Genomic DNA, 14,619 nt, shown 5'->3' with positions numbered 1-14,619 from the left:
GTTTTAATTAGGAAAATAAATTATGAAATGGAGTAGTGAACATGGATAAAAGTAAGAAAACGTTGTTTGTGTCCCTTTTATTGGTTTTATCCTTGCTGTTCAGTTTGATGCCTGCAGCTTCATTCGCTGCCACCCAGTCTATGGTACCTGTGTATCTCTTATCTGACAATTTTGAAAACGCTTCAAAAGCAAATTGGGCTGTTGAGGGCGGAACCTGGGGGACTTATATGAATGAAGGAAACGGGGCTTACAGGCAAAGCAGTCTGTCAGGCTCTGCTCAAAGCATAGCAGGAGAACCCTCTTGGACAAACTATTCATTTCGTGCCGATGTAAATGTAGAGGCATTGGACTGCTATACAATCAATTCTGTACATCTCATGGCAAGGTTTATCGATCATGACAACTATTATGAGCTCGCATATACTTCTTCTGACCAAACACTCGCTCTGAGGAAGAAAGAAGCCGGTACATGGATCGTGCTGCAATCCATATCCAATCCACTGATGAATGATACAGAGTATAATCTGAAAATCCTTGTTAACGGTAGTACGATAGAAGGATTCGTAAACGGTGAACGAAAGCTTTCCGTGTCCGATGAATCCTTTACAACGGGCAAAGTCGGATTTGCTACTTTCAATCAATCTGCAAAGTTTGATAACGCTGTTGTAGCCCCCCCTTCAATTCCGGTATACGAAGCTGAAGACGCTGAATTGGTTAATGCGAAGGTCGATAACAACAAGAACAATGGAGATTTTCAAGGAAGCGGATTTGTAGATTTCCATGCCAAACCCGGCGGTTCTATAACATGGACAGTGAATGTACCTGTCGCAGGAACCTACTTATTAGAAATCAGATACTCCAACGACAAAAATACTAAGAGCGAGAGACCTCTTATAGTGGAAGTTAATGGTATCCAGGACACAGACCCTCTTCCTTTCCCTGCAACAGCTAATTGGAAAACGTGGAAAAGGGTTCATAGAACGGCTACTCTTCAGGCAGGCAATAACACCATAAAACTGACAACCACCGTCAATGAAGGCCCTAATCTTGACAATTTGAGGCTTTATCAAGGTACAGATGCTGTGAGGGCAACGGCTGTAACCGTTGATTATTCCGAAGACTGGGGAGAAGCCACTCAATTGGCAAGCGGTTTCCTGCATGGGATTGGGAAAATTGATCCAGCCCAGAAGTTAATTGATCCGTTAACCGTGAGGACGGTCAGGGGTGCTACCTACCATGAGCGGCTGCCGAGCCTGTTTGACCCTGCTACCTATAACCGTGTCAAGGCTACAGGAGCAAAAATCATGATCAATGCGTATCATGGTTTTCAATTTGATGACGGTAAAACAAAGTGGCCCGGAAGACCCGTAAATGACAGACCTTTCACGACCTATGAGGAATGGGAAGACTATGTACGGAAGCTTCTGGATGAAGCTAAAGAAAAGAATTATGATATACATTCATGGATCACATGGAATGAGCCTAATATTCAATGGAAAGACCGTATGGAGTACTACAATGAGACACACAAAAGGGCTTATAACGTCATCAAGAATTGGGATCCGCATAACAAAGTTCAGGCGCCGGAATATCTTGGATATAATTTTCAGGGTCTGAAGGACTTCCTGCTATATTGCAAAGAGAATAATGTCCTGCCAGATATATTGAGCTGGCACGAATTGTCCGGTGCTCCGTTAGACATTGAAGGACATACACTGGAGATAAAGAATTGGATGCTTGAAAACGGGATCACTCCAATGCCATTGGCAATTACCGAATATCAAGGGCCATGGGAGCTTAGCGACATCAACCAGGGTTATGATCCCGGATTGTCAGTCAACTACATCGCTAGGCTGGAGAGATCAGAGCAGAACGGTCTGCTTTATGCCCTGAAAGGAAATACTCAATGGCAAGGTGATAATCCTGACTTCAGAGCAGGTTTGGACGAATTGGCGGATTCCGCCACACTGTCCGAGCCTACAAGCCGCTGGTATCTGTATTACTGGTATGGCCATGCTACGGGCAGAAAGGTAAAAACCATCCAGAACAAAGAACAGGTGGAGGCTTTCGCGACCAGCGACAGCGAAGCGAAACGATCCATCATCCTTCTGGGGAATCCCGATAATACGATTCGTTACGATACACCGTTAACCCTGAAGGATATCCCGGCTTACCTGCAGAATGCCGGAAAGGTTCATATCAGAGTTGAATCTGTAGAGAATACAAAAACAAAAAATGGTAAAGAACAGCAGGGAACAAAAATTGAATTGGAAGGCAATTATGCGGTTATCGATAACGCCCTAACTATCGCTTTACCAACGATGGGAACCGATACGGCATATATCGTGAAAGTAACTCCCGGTACTACCTATGAGTACCAGGCAGAATCCCTTTCCCAAACGAATTCGGGAGCTAACTACGGTACAGTTTCAGAAGCTCCGGCATCAGGGGGATCTGCAGCGATATATGAAGCCAATGCTGTAGGCGACTGGGTAAAGTACACAATCCATGTACCGTCGGCAGGAACATATAATTTAAAGGCATTACTCAAAAAGGACGATGACAAAGGTATATCTCAGCTTTATGTGAATGGAGCGGCAACGGGGAATACAGTTGATGAATACGGACCATTCCTCTACACGGATGTAGATTATGGAGACTTGACTTTCTCTCAAGCAGGCGACCATACGCTGGAATTCAGGATCACGGGTAAAAATGATTTGAGCTCAAGCTATAGCCTTGCATTTGATAAGTTTATATTAACCCTGGTAGCGCCTATTTCGGGTTCTCCCACCCACACAGTGACAGGAGCCGTATACGCTAAAGACTCAACCATCCCGATTGACGCGGCCCGGGTAACCATTGGAGGAAGCACTTATAATACGAATGGACAAGGGAAATTCGCTGCAAGCCTGGTGAACGGTTCATACGACTTAACCGTCCAAAAAGCCGTCTTTAAGCCGTACACAACGACCGTTGATATGAACGGACATGATGTGGATTTGGGCATCATCGAACTCACTCCGGAGACTGTATCCCCTACGGCATATCATATCTCCGGAACGATCGGGGGACTTACTGCCTCCAGTGTTGTAACGATTAGTATTCTAGACAGAACCAATACGGTAACTTCGGCAACCTATACTGTTCCTGCCGGTCGAACGACGGTAGACTATATGCTTACGCTTAACCAACCGGGCAATTATACGATCCAGGCTTCCGGCTCCGGTTATGTGAGCAAATCTATCTCGGTCACGGTCACCGGCGACAGCGGTAACAATAACATGACGTTGACCAAAACTTCCTCCGGCGATGGTTCCTCCGATGATAACGATGATGATACCTCTGGAGATGGAGACTCCTCCCATGGTGGCAATGGTTCTGGCTCTACCGGCTATACCGGAAGCGGCAGCACCGGAACTGGAAACACAGGAACTGCAACAGGTGGGAGTACCGTTCCCCCAACAACCAAATTCAATGATGTCGGAGCAAGCTATTCCTGGGCACAATCTGCAATCGAGGATTTGGCCGCAAAAGGTATCATCAAAGGAACCGGTAATGGTAACTTTGAACCAGCCCAAAATGTCACTCGTGCTGACTTTATTACTATGATCGTTCGGGCATTGGGGCTGAAGGCTGAATTCGCTACAAACTTTGAGGATATCAGCAAGGCAGCCTACTATTATGATGCGGTAGGTATTGCAAAAGCCCTCGGTATTGTACAAGGCGTGGATGACAACCATTTCGGTGCTCAAAACCCGATCACAAGACAGGATATAATGGTCATAGTCAATCGAGCATTGAAAGTAACTGGAAAAAGCTTGGAGCGTGCATCGCTTGACAACATCAGCGGATATACCGATGTATCCCTGTTGAGTGATTATGCTGCAGCTGCGGTTGCTGAACTGATTCACAGCGGCATTATTCAAGGCAGCAACAACGAGATAAACCCCCTAGGAACGGCTACAAGAGCGGAAACCGCAGTTGTTATTTATAGGCTTCTTCAAAAGTAACTGTGTATGAAGGTGGGACAAGGCATCACTTGTCCCATCTACCTCGTGAAAGCCGAGAGCTATAAAATTCCAGGGAGGATTGCATATGATCAGGAAAAGATTCAGGCATCTGCTGCTCTATCTCGCAGTGCTGCTGATGCTGCCGCAATGGTTTGGAGCAGCTGCGGCTGCAGAGCCGACGACAGATACGACACATTCGATATCGGCATCGACAACAGGGGGGTCAGAAGTGTCCAATTTCTACAATACTATCCTTCAGAACGGAGCCGATCCTTATGCTTACAAGCACACGGACGGCTATTACTACTATACCCATACAACTGGCGGGAATGTCACACTCTGGAGATCGAAGACGCTCACCGGTATTGATGCAGGCGATAAGGTAGTTGTCTGGAGAGCGGTGCCGGGTACCATGTACAGTTCCAATGTGTGGGCACCGGAAATTCACTATCTCCAAGATGCCGATGGCCAGTACAAATGGTATATTTACTTCTCACCCGACAACGGAGAAGGAAAAAATCACCGCATGTACGTGCTGGAGAACGCCAATGCTGATCCGATGAGCGGAGAATGGAAACTCATAGGGAAAATTACCGATTCTACCGACCGCTGGGCGATCGACGGCACGGTTCTGACGGTACATGATCAACACTATTTCATCTGGTCTGGCTGGGCAAGTGATCAGTCGGGGCAAGGCCAGAATTTATACATTGCCAAAATGAGCGATCCCAAAACCATCAGCTCGGAACGGCTGCAGCTTTCAATGCCTGAGTATGCTTGGGAGAATACCCCGGGCAAGATCAATGAGGGTCCCCAAATCACGATAAAGGGCGACACCATCAACCTGGTCTACTCTGCAAATGGTAGCTGGACAGACTACTATTGCCTCGGATTGATCACGGCCAAGATTGGCACTGACTTGATGGATCCCAATTCTTGGACGAAACGGGACAAGCCAATCTTCTCCAGCGCCAACGGAGTTGTCGGCCCGGGCCACCACAGTCTCACCACTTCTCCCGACGGAACTGAAGACTGGATTGTCTACCACGGCGCCCGCTGGGTTGGCGCAGGCTGGAACCGCAGTATACGCACTCAGAAGTTCACTTGGAATGAGGATGGAACGCCGAACCTTGGAGAGCCCGTCGAGCCGAATAAACCGATTGCCATCCCTTCAGGTGAGCCGGTGCGGAAGCGCTATGAGGCGGAAGCCGCCCTGTTGGTGAAAGAACCTAACGGCAGTACCGGCCCCGCTGTCCGGTCGGAGATCACCGCTTCCGGCGGAATGAAGATCACCAACATCTCGAACACCAATGATTATGTCCAGTTTACAGTCGACGTGCCGGTGACGGGATTTTATATGCTGTCTGTGCGTAATGCCAACGGCTCGTTGAGCGGAACAGCTGCAACCCAAATATTGTCGGTCAACGGAAGCTCCGGCATCAAATTGAACATCATCTATTCCGGCTGGAATTGTTGGGGAATCTCCACAGAGAAAGTCCTCCTCAAGCAAGGCGACAATACCGTCCGCTTCTCGGCAGACACCAACCTTGCCGAAATTGACAGTATAGATGTATTCGAGCTTGATGCCGCACCGACAATTTTATTCGAATCTCCAGGGTATACGCTGGGGTTGGATGAAAGTCGCAGTTTGCCTGTGTATACGGTAACAGGCACTACCTATTCCCCTGTGGAGAGCGGAGTATCCTTCTCTTCTTCAAATACAGCAGTCGTAGCTATTGATGGGGATATAGTTAAGGGGGTAGGGGCGGGCAGCGCCACGATCACCGCAACATATAACGGGAAAAAGGCTACGGCCACGGTTGCCGTTGCCACTGAACCTAAATCTCTGCAGTCCATTGCTATCAGCGGATTAAACAACACCCTGACCAGCGGGATGAAAAGGCAACTGCAGTTAACAGCACGCTACAACACCTATGAAGCTCAGGATGTGACGGCTGGCGCCACGTACTTCAGCAGCAACCCCGACGTGGCTAAGGTTACGGTCACCGGCCGGGTATATGACACTAAACCAGGGGATACGGTGATTAATGCCGCATACGGCGGTAAGGAAGCAAAGTTCAACTTGACGGTAACTCCTGATTCGTCTCAGGTTCCTCAGGTTCTTTCTCAAGTAAAGACTCCTTCCGGAGTGACACCTAGGCTGCCCGGCGTTGTTGATGTCGTCTACAAGGAGGAGAGAGTCACTTCCGGGGTCAGCTGGAAGCTGGAAGGAATTCACTTCAATTCACTAGGCACTCTTCAGGTACCTGTCATATTGACACTAAATGGAGAGAAGATTCCTGCTGTCGCTTCCGTGGAGGTTATCTCGGGATTGGGGCTTGATGAAATCGTGAATCAAGTTAAGAGCAGGATAGACAGTTCCTCATACCCTCTAGACAAAGGTTTGGGAAGCTATAGTCAAGCGGTGTATAACGCCTTCCTGGCTCAGTTGAACCATGCGGAGGAACTTTCCGCAGACGCCAACCTGACAGAAGCGCAGCTTAACCAGGCACAGAGCGCCCTTGCTCAGGCGGAAGCAGATCTGTTAGGTTCATTCAACGGTACACAGAATGGCGTGTTCTATAACGCTTACAGGGATTTCTCCGACGATGAGACGGGCAAGTACCCGTTCGGGATTACAGTCGAAGCCCTAACCAAGGGCTCTACCGCCACTGTGCAGGAAGAGGGCGGGAATAAATTCCTGCGACTGGTCACACCCGCTACTACGGAACCTAAGGCAAACCTGTTCTTGCCATTTGCAGGCGAGGCGAAGGCTGAAGCGGATCAGCGCATCGTTATTGAATATCGCGCAAGATTAAAAGCCGGCACCGGGTACTTCAATGGCGCCATGGTGAGAAATGACAGTGGTGCGAGCAATTTTTCCGTGGTCACGGCGTTTGATAAGGGTAACATTTTAGTACAGAAGGGGCCTTCTAATAAGGTACCAGTCCAATCCGCTTCACTCAATACATGGTATAAAATCAAGATGGTGGTCAACTGGGGGGCCAAGACCTATACCGTCTATATTGATGATGTTGAGGTGGCCACTGACTATAACTTCCGTCACACAGGCGGCACTAAGCTGATTGGCCAGGTGTTGGGCATTGACAAATTCGCCAATGCCTCCATCGACTTCGATGATTTTAAAGTTATGGTTGCGGGAGGAGCGAAGGTTGCGCCCGAAGGACTTGGACATATCAATGAGACAGCGGTTAACGCCAAAGATGGATGCATTACCGGCGTCAATGCATACATGGAATGGTCCGCCGACAGTGGGAGCGCCTGGTCGAGTGTAACAGGTGATACCATCCCAAGTCTATCACCAGGGACTTATTGGGTTCGGTACCGTGAGACCGATACCCATACAGCCAGTCCCCATGTGGAGATGACCATTGTGGCATACAAGCAGCCGAAGGTTGTCACCGAAGTAAGCCTGAATTAGACAAGCGCCCTACTGTATACCAACTCTGGGAGTTCAACAGTCCAGCTTACTGCAAAAGTGGAGCCTGCTGACGCGGATAACAAGGATATGGCATGGAGCTCGTCTACCCCTAGTGTAGCTACTGTGAATGAGGATGGTCTAGTGACGGTCCATACCGCCGGCACAGCTGTGATTAAGGTGGCCGGCGGCTTCTCTGAAACTTGCATAGTGATCGTAAGTGTGTATGTACATGACGACAGCGACGAAGATAACCAGAGTGGCGGCAGCAATTCCTCCGTTCGTGACCAAGCCTGATGAAAGTTCCGGTATAATCGAAACGGACGCACAGGGCATCAAGATTGAGAAGATTACGACACCCGCCGGAAAAATTACGGCCAAGATCAGTCTGCCCGAAGTGATGACGCAAGCAAAGGTTATGGAGCCGCCATTACCCGGGAACAGCTGATTTCGATCCTACACCGCCGGACAGCCTGCTGCGGACAACAATAGCAAGAGCAAGAGCTTTGCGGAGAGTAGCGAAATCTCCGTCTGGGCAAGCGGAGCCATGGATTGGGCCATGAAGGCGGGGGGGTCCTTAACGGCAAACCAGGGAACCTTCTGGAGCCTGCCAGTGTTGTCTCCCGGGCCGAAGTATCCGCCATACTCGCGCGCTTTATAGCTTGGCTAAGGGTTTGATAGGATAGAAAGTGAAAAACTCCTATCGGAGGATCTCTTCGATTTCCGTCATCGATTTTGTACCGTTTTTTTGTTTTAGGTGATGATTTTCGCATATTTAATATTGTCTTTGGGGATTTTGAATACGCATTCTGATGGATTGAGATTGATTCATGTGGATAGAAAAACTATACTGGCGCTAGCAATTGTTGATTCAGTGAGAATGTTTGCAGTCAGTTTACAATTGCGTGTTGCATAAACATGAAACTTAAGGGGAGAAAAAAAGTTGAAAAGTAAAAAGGTTTTTACCAAGATTACTACCGGTTCCCTCTTGATAGCGCTTTTGTCATCTGCGGTGATGACAGGATGTGGAGGAGATGAAAAAGGGGCTGAACCAACTAATCCGACTCCGACTGATACCGCAATAAAATTACCTTTTGAGAAACCAGTAAAATTTCGTGTCTGGGAGCCCTTGCCGAGTACTGCTCTTGCTGTTATGAAAAATTATGCAGAGTCAGAACTGAATAAAGAATTGCAGAAGAGACTGAATGTTACACTTGAATTTATCCATCCTACAGAAGGCTCGGCAAAAGAGCAGTTTAATCTTATGATTGCGTCCGGGGATATACCTGATTTCATTGTGGGCACCTTTGGAGACTATCCGGGAGGAAGAGAAAAAGCCTTCGAAGATGGAATACTGGTTGACATAAAGAAAGAAATCCCCAAGTATGCACCGGATCTTGCCAAAATCTATGAAGCCTATCCTGATTTATTAATGGATGTAGAGACAGAGGATGGAAAGCAATTTTATTTCCCCTTCCTCAAAGGTCATGAGAGTATATATACTTACTTTGGAGGCTATTTGCGTAAGGATTGGCTGACGGAGTTAGGCTTACCAGTGCCAGAAACCATTGACGAATTGTATACGGTATTGAAAGCTTTCAAAGAAAAGAAGGGTGCAACGGCACCTTTTACCGGAAGTGTCGGAAATATTAAAGGAACCTACTTTACCGGAGCATGGGGGATTAATCAAGATCACTTCATTGAGAATGGTAAGGTCGTATACGGGGCGATTGACCCAAGGTTTAAAGAATATGCCAAGACCATGGTGAAATGGTATAAGGAAGGTATCTTAGACCCCGAATTGGCTACGAATAATTCTAAAACGATCGATGCCAAAATTACCGGAAATCAAGCCGGTGCAACAGTTGGAAACACCGGTTCAGGTCTTGGTAAATATTTGCCGCTGATGAGTAAAAAGGACCCCAAATTTGACTTGGTCGCCATGCCGTATCTCGTCCTTAACAAGGGAGACTTCAATCCCTTTATGGCGAAGGATGGACCTACCACCGGCGGTGGCGCCTGGAATGTTACCAGCACAGCTAAGAAGAACCTGAAGGAAGCGCTCGCATTTCTGAATTATGGCTATACGAAGGAAGGCTCCATGCTCTATAACTTCGGTATAGAGGGCGTGAGCTATAAGATGGAAAACGGATATCCCAAATATACGGAGCTGGTTACGAATAATCCCAACGGACAGCCCATCGCAACCATGGGACAGGTTTACGCCCGCGCCTTTAAAGACGGACCCTTTGTACAGGATCGAAGGTATTTTGAGCAGTACATGGCGTTACCCCAGCAACAAGAGTCACTAAAAACCTGGACAAAATATGCAAAGCAGGTTACTAAAGCTAATAAGAGCTATAGAGGAACCTTGACACCGGATGAAGTTTCTCAAACCACTACCAAACAAAATGAAATTAATACGTATAAGGATGAAATGTTCCTGAAGTGGCTTATGGGAAAAGAGGATGTGGATGCTACTTGGGATAAGTATGTGGAGCAAATCAAAAAGCTGGGTATTGAGGATATCAACAAAGTTAGACAGGGTGCCTATGATCGGTACATTAAAAAATTCCCGCAAGCATTAAATCCGCAATCGTTTAATATCAGTGACATCTTTGATAAGTAGCATGATTGAAATGGGGGAAGAAATTCCCCCATCTCACAATACAGGGAGGTTCCAATAGTGCCAGAAGTAAGGATGCAGCCGCAACAATTGATATACAAAAAGCCAAGCCTCATTCAGGCAATAAAAAAAGATTATAAAAAAAATAAATGGTTGATATTGATGGCCCTGCCCGTAGTAGCCTGGTATATCTTGTTTCACTACGTTCCAATGTATGGGGTCATCATCGCGTTTAAACAATTTAGCCCCGTAAAAGGAATCTGGGACAGTAACTGGGTAGGACTCAAACATTTCCATGATTTCTTTAACAGTATCTCCGCATGGAGAGTCATCCGAAATACCTTATTAATCAATTTCTATCAGCTTATCTTTGCTTTTCCGGCACCCATTATTCTGGCGTTATTGCTTAATGAAATCAAAAGTAAATATTTTAAAAAGACAATCCAAACCGTTACCTATTTACCGCACTTTGTTTCAACGGTGGTTATCTGTGGCATGATTATCGACTTTTTCGCAAAAAGCGGCCTGATTAATGATATTATTGCTTATTTTGGAGGCTCCCGAACCATCTTCCTTGTGGAAGCAGGATGGTTTAGGACAATTTATGTAGGTACAGGCATCTGGCAGGGCGTAGGTTGGGGGTCGATTATCTATCTCGCTGCCCTCACCGCTATTGACACGGAGCTATATGAGGCGGTAACCATCGACGGAGCAGGAAGGTGGAAACAGTTTGTTCATATCACTCTACCGGGAATTGCCCCCACAATCGTGATCCTATTAATTATGAATATTGGCAATATGATGAGTGAAGGATATGAAAAAATCATATTGCTTTATAATCCTAGTACTTATGAAACAGCGGATATCATTTCATCCTATGTGTACCGGCGTGGATTGGTGGAGGCAAATTACAGTTTCAGTGCAGCAGTGGGACTATTTAACTCTATAGTGAATCTGATTTTAATCGTAACAGCAAACTATGTTAGCCGGAAGGTTAATGAAACCAGTCTTTGGTAAGGAGTGGAAGGTATGGTCGTCAAAAAGACAGTTGGGGATTACATTTTCGATTCGGTGAATCTTATTATATTAGCAGCATTGGCTGTGATAACGGCCTATCCGTTTGTTTATGTTATTTTTGCCTCTTTGAGCAGTGCAGATGAGCTTACAGCCCATAGCGGCTTACTCCTAAAGCCATTAAATTTGAGCCTAGAGGCGTATAAAGCTGTGTTAAAAAACCCGATCATTTACTCCGGGTATATGAATACACTCTTTATTGTCGTGGTGGGAACGGCCTACAATATTATTATGACATCCATGGGAGCTTTTGTTCTTTCCAGGAAAGATTTTTTCTGGAGAAAGCCGATTACCATCATGATTGTGTTCACCATGTTTTTCGGTGGTGGGCTGATTCCCAATTTCTTGTTAGTCAAGAGTCTCGGTTTAATGGATTCAATATGGGCTTTGATCATTCCCGGAGCAATCGGAACCTGGAATCTGATTATCATGAGAACGGCGTTCCAGGGAATTCCGGACAGTTTGGTAGAATCAGCCCATATAGATGGTGCACATGATTTCATCATACTATTTAAAATCATTTTGCCACTGGCTTTGCCAACCATTGCCGTTATGGTGTTGTATTATGGGGTAGGCCACTGGAATGCGTGGTTTGGGGCCATGATTTACTTAAGAAATAGAGAATTATGGCCGTTACAATTGGCGCTGAGGGAAATTCTGATTTCCAACAGTACGGATGAAATGATGTCCGGAACAGTAGCTCAGGACAGAGCAGCAATTGGGGAAACGATAAAATATGCAACAATTATGGTTGCTACACTCCCTATATTGGCGGCATATCCATTCTTGCAGAAGTATTTTGTTAAGGGAGTAATGGTTGGAGCGCTCAAAGGTTAAACTTGACAATTATAGCGAACCAGAAACTAACATGAATCGTAGAAAAATTCATAAAGGAGTTGCGACGATGAAGCCATATTTTGATGAACAGGAAAGTATTTATTCGAAGTTGTATGACCGTACAGATGAGATTCTTGAAACAGTTTCCAATGCCTACATTGGAAGAAATCCTGCACTTCCTTTTGAGTTCCGGAGTTTTTCGCGGGAAGGCTTTCTTAAGAAGAACAATGGTAGATATAACATGAATTTAGAGGAGAAGCTGCCAGAAGCCAAACTGGGCCAGTATGCTTATGTCTTTGGTCTGCTCTGGAGCAACCATGACGGGTGGACGGACTTTGGACTGAGCTGCTATGGTCCTGCTACTGTTTATTTGAACCGGGAATTTCTATATAGAGCCGATATTAATGAAGAAGTAAATCCCAATATGAATAAAGGCATTCGTGCCAAGTTGCAAAAGGGCTGGAATTCTGTATGCATTAAGTTTGTGAAGACAGCAGCAGGTTTTGGCGGGATTTTTGGTACGCTGCACACAAAATGGAATCCGATGGAGTTTGTGTCTCCATTTCAGGAAAGAAAGGGACAGGCCGGCTGGATCTATTCTGACGCAATGAATGCGGACTATTTCAGCGAAGAGCATATTCCGGAATACACAGGCCTGGAAGAGCAATCCGGCATGGTCTGGTACCCCGCGCTTTCCTGGGATGAAGAAAAAAAGAAGTTGAAACCATGCACGCGGATTTTCGGCAATCTGCCCCACAAGGTGGCTTACCTCTGGTCGGAGCTTAGCCATTCCAGCGCTAGCTCAAAGGTGTGCAGCTTGAAAGGGAGTTCCACAGGGAAGCTGAGGATGTGGCTTGATGGCAATGAGGTGTTTTCAGGAGCGCTGAAGACATCGGATATAGCGGAATTCAAGCTGGATCCGGGGAAGCATGAGGTGCTGGTGGAGCTGTGTTCCTCAGAAAATGGATGGGAGTACGGCTTTGACTTTATCATTGATGGGGAAAACGTTGCATTATCGATTCCCAGGGGTGTAAAGGGGAGCAGTGAACCATGGCTGTATCTGGGGCCTTTTGAAAAACAGCTGGAGGAACCCGCCGATAGCATCTGTTCCCTGTACCGTTTGTTTGAACAGGGGGATAGTCAATTCTTCTGGCGACAGGATCGGCCGAATACATGGGTAAGACCTTACTTGGACAATGCTTTGTTCGCCAAGTGGAATTATCCCTTGGGGGTTACGCTTTATGGGCTACTGCAGACCGGTAGGTTCTTACAGAAGCAGGGAATCCTCGATTATGCAGTGAACCATATTACAGAATGCACCCGGATCTATAAATATGCGAAATGGGATGCGGAGCAGTACGGCTATCCTTCGGTAAACAATCAACTGGTGGAAATGGATATGCTAGATGACTGCGGTTCTTTCGGCTCCGCAGTACTCGAAGCGTACAGCGACTCGCAAGATCCTCATACTCCTTATCTGGTTGAACAGATTGCGAATCATATGGAATATAAACAGGAACGGCTTGGAGACGGAGCCTTCTTTCGCATCTGCACAAACAGCTTCCAAGAAAATACGCTATGGGCTGACGACCTGTATATGAGCACCCCGTTCTTAATCCGCTATTATCGACTGACGGGGGATGCCAAATATCTGGATGACGCAGCGAGGCAATTTAACCGGTTTAAGAAGTATCTGTTTATTCCTGAATTCAAGATCATGTCCCATGTGTACGACTTTAAGCACAACAAGCCTACCAATGTCCCATGGGGCCGGGGCAACGGCTGGGTGTTCTTCTCCCTGTCGGAGTTGCTGGAGTTTATGCCGGAAACGCACGTGGAGCGGGAGGATTTGCTGACTTTCTACAATGAGCTTGCAGAAGGGTATATGGCTTTGCAGGGAACCAGCGGGCTGTGGCATCAGGTGTTGACTCATCCGGATTCCTACGAGGAAACCTCCTGCACCAGTATGTTTGTTTACGGTTTATCCAGAGGAGTCCGCCATGGCTGGATTTGGGATGACATGAAGTCAAAAGCAGTAAAGGCGGTGAACAGGGGCTGGGAAGCCCTGACGAAATATGGCATCGACCGGTTCGGGAATGTGCACGGGGTATGCCGGGGTTCCCGGTATTCCTTCACATCGGAATATTATAAGATTGAGCTGAACGCGGTGACTAATGATACCCATGGTATAGGGATTGTGTTGCTGGCGGGCATCGAAACAGGCAAATTGTCGAAATGGCTGAAACAAAAGAATTGAATGTGGTAATGCTTCTCCTCCATCCGATTTAATTGGAATTATACACCATATCACCTAAATAATAGTGTAACTTTTGAGGTGGTTAGGAGATTCCCTGGTGCCGCAGTTATCATATTTATGTTGCCGGTTGTGAAGCACACACCGCTATGATCCTTTCCACGGGATCTGGCGGTGTTTTTGCCTTTACTACATTGTGGGAGAGTGAGGAATGCCAGCGGTAACCCCGGCACGTTATACGTAATAAGTTGAGCATAACTTGTGCTCAAATAGTATTGAGGCTCCTGTCCTTTTATTACAGTGACGGGAGATGACGGTGTTGGATGGAAAAATGTTCAAGAATTGGCCAACCGTAGACTTTTCCAGTCGGAAGCTT

General features: G+C 46.6%; 8 protein-coding genes. All 8 read left to right on the top strand.

The window, feature by feature from the left end:
* The first annotated feature begins 41 nt into the window (after positions 1-41).
* The 8 genes from ACFQ88_RS23830 to ACFQ88_RS23795 all read left to right on the top strand — a co-directional run bounded on the left by ACFQ88_RS23830 (position 42) and on the right by ACFQ88_RS23795 (position 14,246).
* Entirely contained in the window at positions 42-4,013 is a 3,972-nt protein-coding gene (locus ACFQ88_RS23830; protein ID WP_379457432.1) for an S-layer homology domain-containing protein, read from the top strand.
* 85 nt (positions 4,014-4,098) lie between these two features.
* On the top strand, positions 4,099-7,455 hold the full coding sequence (locus ACFQ88_RS23825; protein ID WP_379457429.1) for a family 43 glycosylhydrolase: 3,357 nt from the start codon (positions 4,099-4,101) through the stop codon (positions 7,453-7,455).
* A 12-nt stretch (positions 7,456-7,467) separates the two neighbouring features.
* Complete coding sequence (locus ACFQ88_RS23820) at positions 7,468-7,749, top strand: Ig-like domain-containing protein (RefSeq protein WP_379457970.1); 282 nt, start codon at positions 7,468-7,470, stop codon at positions 7,747-7,749.
* A complete protein-coding gene (locus ACFQ88_RS23815) occupies positions 7,685-7,900 on the top strand; it encodes a hypothetical protein (RefSeq protein ID WP_379457427.1) in 216 nt (71 codons plus the stop codon). Before ACFQ88_RS23820 ends, ACFQ88_RS23815 begins: the two co-directional genes overlap by 65 nt.
* A 495-nt stretch (positions 7,901-8,395) precedes the next feature.
* Complete coding sequence (locus ACFQ88_RS23810; protein WP_379457425.1) at positions 8,396-10,081, top strand: extracellular solute-binding protein; 1,686 nt, start codon at positions 8,396-8,398, stop codon at positions 10,079-10,081.
* A 72-nt stretch (positions 10,082-10,153) separates the two neighbouring features.
* The gene (locus tag ACFQ88_RS23805; protein WP_379457968.1) at positions 10,154-11,095 is read left to right on the top strand and encodes an ABC transporter permease; all 942 of its coding nucleotides are present in this window, start codon (positions 10,154-10,156) and stop codon (positions 11,093-11,095) included.
* A gap of 12 nt (positions 11,096-11,107) precedes the next feature.
* Positions 11,108-11,989, top strand: coding sequence for a carbohydrate ABC transporter permease (locus ACFQ88_RS23800; protein ID WP_379457423.1), 882 nt, complete (start codon positions 11,108-11,110; stop codon positions 11,987-11,989).
* Entirely contained in the window at positions 11,970-14,246 is a 2,277-nt protein-coding gene (locus tag ACFQ88_RS23795) for a glycoside hydrolase family 88/105 protein (protein ID WP_379457421.1), read from the top strand. Before ACFQ88_RS23800 ends, ACFQ88_RS23795 begins: the two co-directional genes overlap by 20 nt.
* The last annotated feature ends 373 nt before the right edge of the window (positions 14,247-14,619 follow it).

Origin of the sequence: Paenibacillus sp. NPDC056579, assembly GCF_042793215.1 — a bacterium.
Lineage (GTDB): Bacteria > Bacillota > Bacilli > Paenibacillales > NBRC-103111 > Paenibacillus_S.
This window is presented reverse-complemented; position numbering and strand designations above follow the sequence as displayed.

Bases quoted from the DNA above. Each gene is read 5' to 3' on its own strand.
- ACFQ88_RS23830 (WP_379457432.1), top strand. From the start codon at position 42: ATGGATAAAAGTAAGAAAACGTTGTTTGTGTCCCTTTTATTGGTTTTA.
- ACFQ88_RS23825 (WP_379457429.1), top strand. From the start codon at position 4,099: ATGATCAGGAAAAGATTCAGGCATCTGCTGCTCTATCTCGCAGTGCTG.
- ACFQ88_RS23815 (WP_379457427.1), top strand. From the start codon at position 7,685: ATGACGACAGCGACGAAGATAACCAGAGTGGCGGCAGCAATTCCTCCG.
- ACFQ88_RS23805 (WP_379457968.1), top strand. From the start codon at position 10,154: ATGCAGCCGCAACAATTGATATACAAAAAGCCAAGCCTCATTCAGGCA.
- ACFQ88_RS23800 (WP_379457423.1), top strand. From the start codon at position 11,108: ATGGTCGTCAAAAAGACAGTTGGGGATTACATTTTCGATTCGGTGAAT.